15 protein-coding genes are annotated in these 13678 nt (G+C 71.5%); 6 read left to right on the top strand and 9 right to left on the bottom strand.

Features of this window, described 5'->3' with window-relative positions; genetic code table 11:
* Window positions 1-236 precede the first annotated feature (236 nt).
* The 3 genes from HNR02_RS18510 to HNR02_RS18500 are packed head-to-tail and all read right to left on the bottom strand — an operon-like array spanning window position 237 to window position 3875.
* Window positions 237-1898, bottom strand: coding sequence for a DUF885 domain-containing protein (locus HNR02_RS18510; RefSeq protein ID WP_179774400.1), 1662 nt, complete (start codon window positions 1896-1898; stop codon window positions 237-239).
* A 30-nt stretch (window positions 1899-1928) separates the two neighbouring features.
* A complete protein-coding gene (locus tag HNR02_RS18505; protein WP_179774399.1) occupies window positions 1929-2813 on the bottom strand; it encodes a methylenetetrahydrofolate reductase in 885 nt (294 codons plus the stop codon).
* Between the two features lie 60 nt (window positions 2814-2873).
* Window positions 2874-3875 (bottom strand): bile acid:sodium symporter family protein, encoded by a 1002-nt coding sequence (locus HNR02_RS18500; protein WP_179774398.1) that lies wholly within the window; start codon window positions 3873-3875, stop codon window positions 2874-2876.
* Between the two features lie 81 nt (window positions 3876-3956).
* Here HNR02_RS18500 and HNR02_RS18495 point away from each other — a divergent pair, with 81 nt between their 5' ends.
* Complete coding sequence (locus HNR02_RS18495; protein WP_179775989.1) at window positions 3957-4808, top strand: LysR family transcriptional regulator; 852 nt, start codon at window positions 3957-3959, stop codon at window positions 4806-4808.
* On the opposite strand, the gene HNR02_RS18490 is transcribed toward HNR02_RS18495, so the two are convergent.
* Entirely contained in the window at window positions 4805-5149 is a 345-nt protein-coding gene (locus HNR02_RS18490) for a winged helix-turn-helix transcriptional regulator (RefSeq protein ID WP_179774397.1), read from the bottom strand. The genes HNR02_RS18495 and HNR02_RS18490 overlap by 4 nt on opposite strands.
* Before the next feature lie 53 nt (window positions 5150-5202).
* Here HNR02_RS18490 and HNR02_RS36500 point away from each other — a divergent pair, with 53 nt between their 5' ends.
* A complete protein-coding gene (locus HNR02_RS36500) occupies window positions 5203-5955 on the top strand; it encodes a group II truncated hemoglobin (protein WP_179774396.1) in 753 nt (250 codons plus the stop codon).
* Here HNR02_RS36500 and HNR02_RS18480 read toward each other — a convergent pair.
* Complete coding sequence (locus HNR02_RS18480; RefSeq protein WP_179774395.1) at window positions 5952-6269, bottom strand: branched-chain amino acid transport AzlD family protein; 318 nt, start codon at window positions 6267-6269, stop codon at window positions 5952-5954. The genes HNR02_RS36500 and HNR02_RS18480 overlap by 4 nt on opposite strands.
* Entirely contained in the window at window positions 6266-6928 is a 663-nt protein-coding gene (locus HNR02_RS18475) for an AzlC family ABC transporter permease (RefSeq protein WP_179774394.1), read from the bottom strand. Before HNR02_RS18475 ends, HNR02_RS18480 begins: the two co-directional genes overlap by 4 nt.
* Before the next feature lie 70 nt (window positions 6929-6998).
* Here HNR02_RS18475 and HNR02_RS18470 point away from each other — a divergent pair, with 70 nt between their 5' ends.
* Complete coding sequence (locus HNR02_RS18470; RefSeq protein ID WP_179774393.1) at window positions 6999-7556, top strand: helix-turn-helix domain-containing protein; 558 nt, start codon at window positions 6999-7001, stop codon at window positions 7554-7556.
* Here the strand turns inward: HNR02_RS18470 and HNR02_RS18465 are convergent.
* Window positions 7553-8278, bottom strand: a complete 726-nt coding sequence (locus tag HNR02_RS18465) for a helix-turn-helix transcriptional regulator (RefSeq protein ID WP_179774392.1) — start codon at window positions 8276-8278, stop codon at window positions 7553-7555. The two genes, HNR02_RS18470 and HNR02_RS18465, sit on opposite strands and share 4 nt — an antisense overlap.
* A 3-nt stretch (window positions 8279-8281) precedes the next feature.
* Window positions 8282-9076: a PIG-L family deacetylase gene (locus tag HNR02_RS18460; RefSeq protein ID WP_179774391.1), complete on the bottom strand. Its 795-nt coding sequence runs from the start codon at window positions 9074-9076 to the stop codon at window positions 8282-8284.
* 79 nt (window positions 9077-9155) lie between these two features.
* Between HNR02_RS18460 and HNR02_RS18455 the strand changes: the two genes are divergently transcribed.
* Together HNR02_RS18455 and HNR02_RS18450 are read left to right on the top strand one after the other, a co-directional pair.
* Entirely contained in the window at window positions 9156-10226 is a 1071-nt protein-coding gene (locus HNR02_RS18455; protein ID WP_179774390.1) for a polyprenyl synthetase family protein, read from the top strand.
* A gap of 108 nt (window positions 10227-10334) precedes the next feature.
* A complete protein-coding gene (locus HNR02_RS18450; RefSeq protein ID WP_179774389.1) occupies window positions 10335-11114 on the top strand; it encodes an LLM class F420-dependent oxidoreductase in 780 nt (259 codons plus the stop codon).
* A gap of 33 nt (window positions 11115-11147) precedes the next feature.
* Here HNR02_RS18450 and HNR02_RS18445 read toward each other — a convergent pair whose 3' ends face one another.
* Window positions 11148-11516, bottom strand: coding sequence for an Rv2175c family DNA-binding protein (locus HNR02_RS18445; protein WP_179774388.1), 369 nt, complete (start codon window positions 11514-11516; stop codon window positions 11148-11150).
* A gap of 124 nt (window positions 11517-11640) precedes the next feature.
* On the opposite strand from HNR02_RS18445, the gene pknB reads away from it, so the two are divergent.
* Complete coding sequence (pknB, locus tag HNR02_RS18440; protein ID WP_179774387.1) at window positions 11641-13626, top strand: Stk1 family PASTA domain-containing Ser/Thr kinase; 1986 nt, start codon at window positions 11641-11643, stop codon at window positions 13624-13626.
* The last annotated feature ends 52 nt before the right edge of the window (window positions 13627-13678 follow it).

The raw sequence follows: 13678 nt of genomic DNA, 5'->3' as shown, positions 1-13678 counted from the left end.
CAGCGATGACCAGACCACCACAACCACCCCAGCGGCCCGCCGCGAACAGCAAACACACCGCCCGCAACGGCAAACACGCTGCCCGGAACGGCAAACACGGCAACCGCCACCGTGTTGGCCGCTCGCGGCAGCGTGTTGGCCGCTCGCGGCGGTGGTGGGTGTGTCTGGGGTGGATCCGCCCCGCTAGGCCGGGGGCGGTGGGGTGACCAGGAATACCCGGTGCATCTGAGTACCTCTCAGTCGAGCTCGGTGAGCTGCTCGCGCAGCGTGTCCAGGCCCATGCCGCCGAGGCGCAGGGCGCGGGTGTGGAAGTCCTTGAGGTCGAAGGCGTCGCCCTGGCGCTTGCGGGCGTCCTCGCGCGCCTCGATCCACAGGCGCTCCCCCAGCTTGTACGCCGGGGCCTGCCCGGGCCAGCCGAGGTAGCGGTCGATCTCGTCGCGCACCAGTGGCTCGTCGGTGATGGTGCGGGTCAGCATGAACTCCAGGCCGAGGTCGGGGGTCCACCGCTCGCCCTCGTGGAATCCGGTGCCGGACGGGATTTCCAGCTCCAGGTGCATACCGAAGTCCACCACCACCCGCGCGGCGCGGAACAGCTGCTCGGACAGCATGCCGAGCAGGTCACCGTCGTCGGCGAGATAGCCCAGGTCCTGCATCAGCCGTTCGGCGTAGAGGGCCCAGCCCTCGCCGTGACCGGACGTGAACGCCAGCAGCCGCTGGTACCGGTTGAGCGAACTCTGGTACACCGCCGTCGCGATCTGCAGGTGGTGCCCTGGCACACCCTCGTGGTAGACGGTGCTGACCTCGCGCCACGTGGAGAACTCGTCACGGCCCGGCGGCAGCGAGAACCACATCGTGCCGGGGCGGGTGAAGTCCTCGTTCGGGCCGGTGTAGTAGGCACCCGCGCCGCCGCCCGGGGGCGCGATCCGGCAGTCCAGCGCCATCAGTGCGTCGGGGATGTCGAAGTGCCTGCCGCGCAGGTCGGCCAGCGCGGTGTCGGACAGTTCCTGCATCCACCGCTGGAACGCGTCGCGGCCCTGCACGCGGTATCGCGGGTTCGCGTCGAGTGCCGCGGCCGCGTCGGCGAGAGTGCCGCCCGGCGCGATGCGCTCGGCGACGGCCTTCATCTCCGCCTCCAGCCGCAGGAACTCGGCCCAGCCCCATTCGTAGGACTCGCGCGGGTCGAGCTTCGCGCCGATGAAGTACCGCGACCAGAGCCGGTAGACGTCCTCGCCGACGGCGTCCTTGGCACGGGCCTTCGGCGCCAGCTCGGCGCGGAGGAACCCGGCCAGCTCGGCGTAGGACTCCTGGGCCGCGCGGGCGCCGCGGTCGAGGTCCCCGCGCGGGGCCCCCTCCGGCGCGCCCGAGACCAGGTTCTCGAAGTAGCCCGTCTCCCCGGAAAGCCCGGCCCACGTCTCCGCCTGCCCCGCGACCTTCGTCACCTGCCGCAGCGCCGGTGCGTTGCCCGCCTCGACCGCGGCCAGCAGCGAGGCGCGGATACCGTCGACCGCGTCCGGCACCTTGGCCAGGCGCTTCGCGATGTTCGCCCAGTCTTCCGGCGTGTCCGTGGGCATCAGGTCGAACACCATGCGCAGGTCCTGCACCGGGCCCGCGATGACGTTGAACGCCGCCACGTCCTGGCCGGCCTCGTGGAGTTCCAGGTCCAGACCGGTCCGCTCGGTGAACACGGCCTTCGCGGCGCGCTCACCGGCGTCGGCAGGCTCCGCCGCGGCGACCGCGTCCAGCGCGCGCCGGGCGATCGCGGCACGCGCGGCGTGACCCTCCGGCGAATAGTCGGTCAGCTGGTCCTCGTACCCCGGAATGCCCATCTCGGTCGCGGCGACCGGGTGCGCGGCGGCGAAGTCCTCGACGAACTGGTCACAGATCTGGTGCACGCCCATGCACGCAACCTACCGAACGCGGCAACGCAATTACGCGCGCGCGGGCACCAGACCGAGCCTGCGGACCACCTCGCGCGTGGCCTTGGATCGGTTGAACGTGTAGAAGTGCAGGTCCGGTACACCTTCGGCGATGAGCCGCTCACACAGTTCGGTGACCACGTCCAGGCCCTCGGCGCGGAACGCCTTGGGATCGCCTGCCAGCGGCTCCAGCCGGTCCAGCAACCCCTGCGGGGCCTCGGCCCCGGACAGCCGGATCGTGGTGTGCAGGGTGCGGGGCGTGGTCAGCGGCATCACGCCGGGGATGACCAGCGCGTCGCAGCCCGCCGCGGCGACCCGGTCACGCAGCCGGAGGAAGTCCTCGGGCTGGAAGAACAGTTGCGCGATGCCGAAGTCCGCTCCGGCGTTGAACTTGCGCACCAGGTACTTCGTGTCGCTGTCCAGGTCCGGCGAGCGCGGGTGGCCGTAGGGGAACGCGGACACGCCGACGCAGAAGTCGCCGAGCGAACGGACCAGCGACACCAGTTCCTCGGCGTAGCGCAGGCCCTGCGGGTGCGGCACCCAGTCGCCGTACGGGTCGCCCGGCGGGTCGCCGCGCAGCGCGAGGATGTTGCGCACGCCGACCGCGGCGTACCAGCCGATGACGTTGCGCAGCTCGGCGACGGAGTGGTCGACCGCGGTGAGGTGCGCCATCGGCGTCAGCGTCGTCTCGGTGGCCACCCGCGCGATATTGCGGATCGTGCCGTCCCGGCTCGATCCGCCCGCGCCGTAGGTGATCGACATGTACGCGGGGTCCAACGGCTCCAGTTCCCGCACCGACCGCCACAGCACCGCTTCGTCGGCGGTGTCGCGGGGCGGGAAGAACTCAATGGAGAACGCCGTGGTCTCCCCTCGCAGGCGCTCGATCACCGACGTCATGGGAACAATCGTAGCCGGTGTCCGAAACGTGGGATGTGAGGTCCGCGACCTGGGACGGGCCTATCCGACGCGCGCGGGCTGGGCCACCTCCGCCCGTGCACCCCACCGCCGGGCGAGCACGGCGCAGATCATGAGCTGGGCCTGGTGGAACAGCATCAGCGGCAGCACGATCAGGCCGACCGTCTGGGCCGGGAACAGCACCGCGGCCATCGGCAGACCGCTGGCCAGGCTCTTCTTGGACCCGGCGAAGATGATCGCGACGCGGTCCGCGCGGTCGAAGCCCAGTTTGCGCGTGCCGAGTTTGAGGATCCAGAACACCACGTAGAACAGCGCGAGGTTGACCACGACGAGACCGCCGAGCGCGAGCGGGGTCAGCTGGTGCCAGATGCCGGCGACGACGCCCTCGCTGAAGGCCGTGTAGACGACGGCCAGGATCACGGTGCGGTCGGCACGGCCGAGGATCTTCTTGTGGCGCGTGATGAACCCGCCGATCCAGCGCCGCGCGATCTGGCCCGCGACGAACGGCACCAGCAGCTGCAGCACGATCGAGGTGACCGCGTCGAGTGAGAACCCGTGCCCGGTGGTCCGCAGCAGCAGCCCGACCAGCAGCGGCGTGATCACGATGCCCAGCAGGCTGGAGAAGGACGCGGCGCAGATCGCGGCGGCCACGTTGCCCTTGGCGATCGAGGTGAACGCGATCGACGAGTTGACCGTCGAGGGCAGCGTGCACAGGAAGATGACGCCTGCGGCCAGCGCCGGGGTGAGCACGGACGGCACCAGCAGTTTCGAGGCGAGCCCGAGCAGCGGGAACAGCACGAAGGTGGCGAGCAGGATCACCACGTGCAGCCGCCAGTGCTTGAGCCCGGCCACCGCCTCGGCCGTGGACAGCCGCGCGCCGTAGAGGAAGAACAGCGCGCCGACGCCGATCGTGGTCACCCAGGAGGCGATCTCGGCACCCTGACCGCGGGCCGGGACCAGGCAGGCGACCCCGACCGCGGCGAGGATGCCGACGATGAACGGGTCGATCCTGAGCTTGGCCAGCAGCGCGAAGGGACTCATCACCTCACCGATCGTGCGCCCGGCCGGGCCGATTGTGAAGTATGATGAGCAACATAACTGCTATCACGGATTGCGATGAGGGTCGTGCTGAATCCCGTATGGCTGCGGACGTTCCTCACCGTCGCCGAGACGCGCAGTTTCACCCGCGCCGGGCAGCGGCTCGGGTTGCGGCAGTCGACGGTCAGCCAGCACGTCCGCAAACTGGAAGAGGCCACGTCGCAGCAGTTGTTGTCGCGCGACACGCACTCGGTCGAGCTGACGCCGGACGGCGAGGCGATGATCGGTTTCGCGTCCACGATCCTGGAGGACATCGAACGCGCGCTGGCGTACTTCACAGGGCCGGAGCTGCGGGGCCGGGTGCGGTTCGGCGCGTCGGAGGACTTCGTGGTGGGCCCGTTGCCGGAGATCCTGCGTGAGTTCCGCCGCCTGCACCCGCTGGTCGATCTGGAGCTGACGGTCGACCTTTCCGGTGTGCTGCACGAGAAACTGCGCGCGGGTGAGCTGGACCTGGTGCTGGGCAAGCGCCGCGCGGGCGACGAAACGGGCAGTCCGCTGTGGACTGACCCGCTGGTGTGGGTGGGCCGCGAAGGGTTCACCGTGGACGACGGCCCGGTGCCGCTGATCGCCTACCCGCCGCCGAGCATCACCCGTGCCCGTGCGCTGGAATCGTTGCACGACAACGGGAAACCGTGGCGGGTGGTGTGCACGAGCGGCAGCCTCAACGGCCTGCGCGCCGCGGCGCTGGCCGGGCTGGGTGTCGTGGTGTTCGCGCGGAGCCTGATCCCGGCCGGCCTGGCAGAACTCCCGCCCGGTCACGGCCTGCCCGATCCCGGCGAGGTGCAGTTCCTGCTGACCACCCGCTCGACGACGCCCAGGGGCCCGACGGCGGCCCTGTCGGACGCGATCCGCGCCGAGGCCAGCCGGTTGCACGGCTAAACCGGTTCGATCGGCACCCCCTCACGCTTCGCGCGCCGCTCGCCCCAGTCGTAGAGGATCTGCAGAGCCGGTGCCAGCTCCCGGCCCTCCGGCGCCAGCCGGTAGGTCACCGCCGGCACCTTTCCCTCCGCCGCGATCCGCTCGACCAGCCCGGCGGCCTCCAGCTCGCGCAGCCGCGTGGTCAGCATCTTCTCGCTGATACCGGGCAGGCGGCGGCGCAGTTCGCCGTACCGGTGCTCGCTTTCCTTCAGATGGGCCAGGATCACCACCGCCCACTTGCCGCCGATCACGTCGACCGCCAGCTCGACCGGGCAGTGGTAGCGGGTTCTGCGTACGCTCACGCACCACAAAGTACGTACTTGCCGCGGCGCGCGGCAGGTGCTCGACTGATCGCGTGCTCACCGAATACATCCGGTACCGGGTTCCCGCCGGGCAGGGCGCGGAGTTCGAGGAGGCGTACCGGCGCGCGGCCGTGCACCTCGCGGCGGCTCCCGAATGCCACGACTTCGAGATGACCCGCTGCATCGACGAACCCGAATGCTACGTCGTCCGGCTGACCTGGACCTCCGCCGACGCGCATCTGACCGGCTTCCGCACGGGGCCGCACTTCCCGCCGTTCTTCGCGGAGGTCCGCGGGTTCGTCGACGCCATCGAGGAGATGCGCCACTACGAGCCGGTCGACATCGGCAGTCCGGTGCCGAGCCTGTACGAGTGGGCCGGCGGCGCCGACGCGCTGGAGAAGCTGTTCCACACCTTCTACCAGCGGGTTCCCGAGGACGAGCTGCTGGCGCCGCTGTTCGCGGGCATGGATCCCGAGCACGCGCGGCACGTCGCGGTGTGGGTCGGCGAAGTGTTCGGGGGCCCGAAGACCTACAGCGAGAAGCGCGGCGGCCACCGCCACATGGTGTCGAAGCACCTCGGCAGGGCGATCACCGAGCAGCAGCGCCGCCGCTGGGTCACGCTGCTGCAGGAAACCGCCGACGACGTCGGCCTGCCCGCGGATCCGGAGTTCCGCTCGGCGTTCGTCGCCTACCTGGAGTGGGGCACGCGGCTGGCGGTGCTCTTCTCGCGGCCGGGCGCGGAGCCCGCCGCGGACGAGCCGATGCCGGTGTGGGGCTGGGGTTCGGTGCGCCCCTGGCAGGGTTAGGGCAGGCCCGCCAGCCGCAGCAGTGCGGTGACCAGCGCGGCCGACACGACGACCACCAGGAACGGCGCCTTCCGCCACGCCAGCACGCCCGCGACCGCCACCCCGAGCGGCTTCGCGTACCCGGCGAAGGAGTGGCCGTCCATCAGCGCGTTGGTCGCGACCACCGCGCTGAGCAGGACCGCCGCGCCGATCACGCTGAGCTTCCGCACCCGCTCCGGCACCTGCATCCGGGTCCGCAACGAGGGCCCGGCGAACCGGAACGCGAACGTGCCTGCGGCCAGGACCGCGATCGCGATCAGCAGCTGCCCTGTCATCGCCGCACCACCAGGACGAGCAGCCCGGTCAGTGCGAGCAACACGGGCAGGCCCGCGGGCAGGAACGGCGTCGCCACGAGCGCGACCGCCGCTCCGGCCAGTGCCGCGTTGCGCGTCTCGCGGTCCTTCAGCGACGGCAGCACGAGCGCGAGCAACACGGCCGGGAAGGCGGCGTCCAGGCCGAACGCGTCGGTGTCGCCGATGACCGTGCCGGCGAACGCGCCGGCCACGACGCCGACGTTCCAGCACACGAAGATCGCGATCCCGCAGGCCCAGTACGCGGCGCGACGGCGCTCGGCGGTGTCCTGCGCCATCGCGAACGCCACGTTCTCGTCGGTCATCAGGTGACTGCCGAGGACGCGCCCCCGGCGGCCGAGGACGTCGGCGACCGCCATCCCGAACGGCAGGTGCCTGCTGTTGACCAGCAGCCCGGCGACCGCCGCGGCGAACGGGCTGCCACCCGCGGCGACCACCCCGACGAACAGGAACTGGGCGGCACTGGCGAAAACCACCAGTGACAGCACCACCGGCAGCCAGGTGCCGAAGCCGGAACCGGTGCTGATCGCGCCGTAGGAGACGCCGACGAGGCCGTCGGCCAGCGCCACAAGCGCGACGTCCCGCAGCAGGTCGCGATCGAGTGTTCGGTAAATCGTACGCATCGCCTTCTATACTGAACAGGAACGCGAGCGTTCGTCAAGCCGAACAACCGGACTTCTGGAGCGAACAAGCATGGCCGATCGCGGTGCACCCCTCGACCTGATCGCGGCCTCGCTGCGGCGCGAGCGCGCCCGCATCGGGTTGTCCCTCACCGAACTGGCGAAGCGGGCCGGTATCGCCAAGTCGACCCTGTCCCAGCTGGAAGCCGGCACCGGCAACCCGAGTGTGGAAACGCTGTGGGCGCTGAGCGTGGTCCTCGACGTGCCGTTCGCCCGGCTCGTCGAACCCACGCGGCCCCGGGTGCAGGTGATCCGCGCCGACGAGGGCCCCACGTTCTACTCGGAACGCTCGGACTACGTGGCGACGCTCGTGGCGTCCTGCCCGCCGAACACGCGCCGCGACCTGTTCCGGGTCGCCGCCGAACCCGGCCCGCCGCGAGCCTCCGACCCGCACATGCCCGGCGTGGTCGAACACGTGGTGCTGAGCGCGGGCCGCGCGCTGGTCGGCCTGACCGACGAACCGGTCGAACTCGCGCCCGGCGACTACATCGCCTACCCCGGCGACGTGCCGCACATCTTCCAGGCCCTCGAACCCGGCACCCGCGCGGTGCTCGTCTCCGAGCACAGCTAGAACAACGCCGACGCCCCCGCGCGATCCGGCGCCACCAGCCCACGCCGTTCCCGCACCAGTACCGCGGGCGTCACTCCCGCCAGCTCACGCACCTCCCGCGTCAGATGCGCCTGGTCCGCGTACCCGGCCGTCATCGCCGCCTCCGCGAGCGGCACCGGACCCGCGTCGGCGCGCCGTACGAACCGCTGGAACCGGGCGACGCGCTGCAACGCCTTCGGGCCGAGGCCGGTCTGCTCGGTGAACAGCCGGCGCAGCTGGCGGCCGGTGACCGCGACCTCCGCCGAAACCGTGTCGAGCGGCGCGCCGTCCCCAAGGCGCCTCACCGCGTACCGGACCCGGTCCTCCCCCGGCCCGGTCCTGAGCGCGCGCGGGAACTTCCCGCGCCACACCGATTCCGCGACCGTCCGGGCCTGCGCGTCTGTCAGCACCGCGGACAACGGCACGACCGCGTCCCGTACCTCGTGTCCCGGCAGGCGCAGCACCGCCGCCACGGCCTCGGTGCGCAACCGCAGCCCGCGCAGTTCCGTCCCAGGCGGCAAAGAGTGCAGCGCGGGCCGCAGCGTCGGCCCCACCAGGTACGCCGCACCGGTCGCCGCCACGATCACGTCCGCCGCCGCGTCCGGCACCACCCGCTGCACCCGGCCACCCGGCACGCGCTGCGTCCACCAGCAGCGGACGGCGCCGGCACCCGGCCGTTCGCGGTAGACCGGCGCGGCGGCCATCTCCTACAGCCCGGCCAGCAGGTCGGTTTCGGTGATGCCCGGCCCCTGCCCGGCACGGATGAACCACTCGGTGCCGAAGGTGTAGGCGAACGCCTCGTCCGACATCGCGAGGAACATCGACTCTGCACTGATCTGGCTGCCGTGCGCGCGCATCGCCGCGCGCTTGACGTCCAGCCACGGCGTCACGTCGACCGCGGCGGTGATCTCCGCGGCGGGCTTGCCCAGCTCGTCCATCCCCTCGAGACCGGGAATCTCCGCCCCGGTCTCGGCGGCCTGCGCGGCGAACAGATCGAGCCCGGCGTGCAGGTGGTCGCGGTTGCTGGTGTTCTGGTAGACCCGCGGCGTGCCCGCCAGCTCGGCGGCACGCAGGCCGACGCGGTGCACCTGGATGTGGTCCGGGTGGCCGTAGGTGCCGAAGTCGTCGTACACGGTCAGCACGTCGGCCCGTTCCTCGCGCAGGATCGCCGCGAGCCGCTGCGCGGCCTCCTCGACCGGCGCCTGCCAGAACGAGCCGGGCAGGTCGTTTTCCGGCGTGCCCATCATCCCGGAGTCGGTGTAGCCCAGGAACTCCAGGCGTTTCGCGCCGAGGATCTCCGCCGCCGCCTCGGTCTCCGCGACCCGGCGCTGCCACAGCGGTTCGCCGTCGGCCAGGAAACCGGGCGGGATCTCGCCGTGCTCACCGCGGGTCGCGACGACGAGCACCACACGGTGCCCCTCCTCGAACGCCTTGCGCATGACACCGCCGCAGGCGATGCACTCGTCGTCGGGATGGGCATGGAACGTCACCAGGGTCGCCACCCCTCCGAGCCTACGGGCGCCGATCACATCGCGGCCACCCCGCCCGGCGCGCCGGGCCGCTGTCACCGACGATAGGCGCATGGACTTCGACGCCGGCCTGCCCCAGCACCTCGAGCGGCACCTGGCCGCGTTCCTCGCCGAGGCGGGCGCGGCCGTCCGGGCGGACGAGCCCGCGTTCGGGCCGGGCGTCGACTCGCTCACCGGGTTCGTCCTCGGTGGCGGCAAGCGGCTGCGGCCGACGTTCGCGTGGTGGGCCTGGCGCGGCGCGGGCGGCGATCCGGACGGCGCGGACGCGGAAGGGGTCCTGCAGGCAGTCGCGAGCCTGGAACTGGTGCAGGCGTGCGCGCTGATCCACGACGACCTCATCGACTCGTCCGACTCCCGCCGCGGCCGCCCCACGGTGCACGTCTCCTACGCGCGCGAACACCGCGCGAACGGCTGGCTCGGCGCGCCGGAAACGTTCGGGCTGGCCGCCGCCGTCCTCATCGGCGATCTCGCGCTGGCCTGGGCCGACGACATGTTCGGCAGCGCCCCGCTGCCCGCCGCGACCCTGGACGCCGCGCGCCCGGCGTGGCGGGCGATGCGGACCGAGGTACTGGCCGGCCAGTACCTCGACGTGCGCACGCAGGCGACCGGCGACACCTCGCCCGAGGCCGCGCTGCAGGTGTGCCGCCTCAAGACCGCCGCCTACACGGTCCAGCGGCCGCTGCACCTGGGCGCCGCACTGGCCGGCGCGGACGCCCGGCGGATCGCGACGCTGCGTGAGTTCGGCGACGAGCTGGGCGTGGCGTTCCAGCTGCGCGACGACCTCCTCGGCGTGTTCGGCGACCCGTCGGTCACCGGCAAACCCGCGGGCGACGACCTGCGCGAGGGCAAGCGCACGCTGCTCGTCGCGCTCGGCCTGCAACTGGCCGCGGACCCGGAGCAGCACAAGCTGATCGCCGACGCGATCGGTGCCGACCTCGGCGACGACGAGGTCGACACCGTGCGGCGGACGCTGACCGAGGTCGGCGCCGTCGACGCGGTCGAGGACCGCATCACCGCGCTCACCGCGACCGCGCTGGACGCGCTCGAACGGGCCGGGCTGGCCGAACCGGCGGCGACCCGGCTGGCCGAACTCGCCGAGCTGGCCACCCAGCGCACCTCCTGAACGGTACACAGTGGACTTTCGCGTGGAGTGCGATCCCGAGTGCAAGTCCCTACGCGGCAAGCCTTCCACGCGCTGCACGCTTCCGTCGACTGTGGATAGGCTGGCGCCATGACCACCACACCGATCCGCATCGGCCTGCAGCTGCAGCCGCAGCACGCCGATTACAAGACCATCCGCAACACCGCGTCCGCCGCCGAAAACCTCGGCGTGGACATCATCTTCAACTGGGATCATTTTTACCCGCTCTACGGCGACCCCGACGGCCTGCACTTCGAGTGCTGGACGATGCTCGGCGCGTGGGCCGAATCCACCTCGCGGGTCGAGATCGGCGCGCTGGTCACCTGCAACAGCTACCGCAACCCGGAGCTGCTCGCCGACATGGCCCGCACCGTGGACCACATCAGCGACGGCCGCCTGATCCTGGGCATCGGCTCCGGCTGGTTCGAGAAGGACTACGACGAGTACGGCTACGAGTTCGGCACCGCGGGCGGACGGCTGGACGACCTGGCCGAGGCGCTGCCGCGCATCGAATCGCGGCTGGGCAAGCTGAACCCCGCGCCCACCCGCAAGATCCCGGTGCTGATCGGCGGTGGCGGCGAGAAGAAGACGCTCAAGCTCGTCGCGAAACACGCCGACATCTGGCACGGCTTCGGGGACGCGGAGACCGTCGAGCGCAAGGTCGGCATCCTCAAGCAGCACTGCGCCGACGTCGGCCGGGACGCCTCGGAGATCGAGATCTCCACCGGCGTGCAGGGCGAGCCGGACGAGGTCGGCCCGAAGCTGCGCGAGCTGGGCGTGAGCACCTTCACGGTCGGCGTGGGCGGCCCCGACTACGACCTCGACCTGCTCAAGAAATGGATCTCCTGGCGCGACGCCCAGAACGGCTGAGCGACGATGGGGGCGGCGCGCCGCCCCCATCCCTCAGAAGGCCATGGCTTGGGCGCGGCGCTTGACTTCGGTGCCGTGGTTGGTGCGCAGGGCGTTGACCGGCGTGGTGCCGGGCAGCGACTCGTCGGCCTCGTAGAGCCAGCGCAGCATCTCCGTGCGGCTGAAGCCTGCGTCGGAGAGCACCGTCAGCAGGCCGGTGAGGCCCTTGACGGCCTGGCCGTCGACGAGGAAATCGGCCGGGACCATCAGGTCGCCGTCGCGGCGCACCGCGAGCAGGTGGCCGTCACGCAGCAACTGCCGGACCTTGTTCACCGACAGGCCGATCTGCTGGGCCACTTCCGTCAGCGACAGCACAGCGACGTCGGGGCCGAGGATGTCATCAGCGACTGGGATCGCACTCACGCAGAACAGGGTGCCACATCTGGCCTGGTTGTCCGCAATGTCGCGCGAACGGCGTAACGAAACCTCAACCGCGCGCCGCCGGGGCGGGTCCACACCCTCCGCCGATGTCCGTACGATCGGGCGCGTGACGAGCACGGAAACCAGCCTGGCCGGAGCGCTCCTGGAGCGGCGTTACCGGGTCGACGGCCTCCTCGCGCGAGGCGGCATGTCGGCCGTCTACCGGGGGTCGGACACGAGGCTGGACCGTCCGGTCGCGATCAAGATCATGGACCCGCGGTTCGCCGACGACCGGTCGTTCGTCGACCGGTTCGAGCGCGAGGCGCGTCTCGCGGCGAAGCTGCACCACCCGAACGTGGTCACGGTGCACGACCAGGGCGTCGACGTGGCCGGTGACCGGTCGCACGTGTTCCTGGTGATGGAACTGGTCGACGGCGGCACCCTGCGGGACCTGCTGGAGCAGCGGGGCAAGCTCGACGTCCCACTGGCACTGAGCGTGGCCGAGCAGATGCTCTCCGCGTTGTCGGCCGCGCATCAGGCCGGGCTCGTGCACCGCGACGTGAAGCCCGAGAACGTGCTGATCGGGCACACCGGCCACCCACCGGCCGGGGTGGTCAAGGTCGCCGACTTCGGTCTCGTGCGCGCCGTGGCCAGCGCGGGCACCACCAGCTCCAGCATCATCCTCGGCACCGTCTCCTATCTGGCGCCCGAGCAGGTCACCACCGGTGCCGCCGACGAACCGGGCGACGTCTACTCGGCCGGGATCGTGTTCTACGAGATGCTCACCGGCAAGGTCCCCTACACCGGCGACACCGCCATCTCGGTCGCCTACCGGCACGTGAACGACGACGTCCCGGCCCCCAGCACGGTCGAGCCGGGTATCCCCGCGGTGCTGGACGACCTGGTGCTGCGCGCCACGCGACGCGATCCGGAGGCCCGGCCCGCGGACGCCGGCGCGTTCCTGCAGGAGCTGCGGCGCGTGCGGGCGGCGCTGGGCATCGCGCCCGCGCCGATTCCGGTGCTGCCCGCCAAGCAGCTCCCCGCGCCACCCGTGGCGCCGCCGCCCGCCGATCCGGAGAAGACCGTGCCCGCGTTCTCGCCGGTCGCCGCGACGGGACCGGTCACCGGCCCGCGCGGCACGCAGGCCCTGATGCGACCGCACAGCGCGCCGCCTCCCCCGCAGGCTCCGCCGGGCCAAGAACCGCCCACCATGGTCCGGCGCCGCCCGGTCGTGCTCTGGACCGTCATCGCCGTGCTCATCGCCGCGGTGCTGGGCACCGGCGTCTGGTGGTTCACCGTCGGCCAGGACGCCGCGCAGGCCGTCGCCGTCCCGACGCTGACCGGCATGGATCAGGCCACCGCCGAGAAGACCCTGCACGACGCCGGACTGGCGTCGACGATCGTGCGGGAGCGGCACAACTCCGTCCCGGCAGGCCAGGTCATCGGCACCGATCCGATCGCGGGCGCGTCGGCGGAGAAGGGCAGCACCGTCACCGTCACGCTGTCCTCGGGCCGCCCGACCGTCCCCGACATCAGCCAGGGCACCGGGCTGGAGCAGGCGGAGACGGCCATCAGGGACGCCGGGCTGACCCCGCAGCGGGACGCGAGCGCCGACGCCTACAGCGCTTCGGTGCCCGAGGGCAAGGTGCTCTCGGTGAACCCGCAGCCCGGAACGCAACTGCCCATCGGGTCCGCGGTGAAAATCGCCCTGTCCAAGGGCGCGCCGCCGACGCCGGTGCCCAGTGTGGCCGGGTTGAGCCGGGATGACGCCTTCCAGCGGTTGAAGAGCGCCGGATTCGAGCCCTACGATGCCGGCACCGAATTTTCCGACGACGTGCCGAGCGGCAGCGTCACCCGCACCACTCCGGCAGCCGGAAGCACCATCGAGGGCCAGAGCGACCTGAGGGTCGGCGTCTACACGAACAACGCGGTGGACGTCCCGACCGTCGTCGGGCGCCCGGTGCAGGACGCGATCCAGCTGCTCTCGGACGCGGGCCTGCAGGCCGACGTCGAAGGCAAGACGCGCAATTTCTCGATCGTGATCGGCCAGGACCCGGAACCGGGCGAACGGGTCGAGCGCGGCAAGAAGGTGAAGCTCGAGATTTTCCCTTGATCAACAAGGTGAACCCGCGAGCGTTACGTCCATAAAGGACCGATACCCCATT

The sequence above is a fragment of the Amycolatopsis endophytica genome (assembly GCF_013410405.1).
GTDB classification, from domain to species: domain Bacteria; phylum Actinomycetota; class Actinomycetes; order Mycobacteriales; family Pseudonocardiaceae; genus Amycolatopsis_E; species Amycolatopsis_E endophytica.
This window is presented reverse-complemented; position numbering and strand designations above follow the sequence as displayed.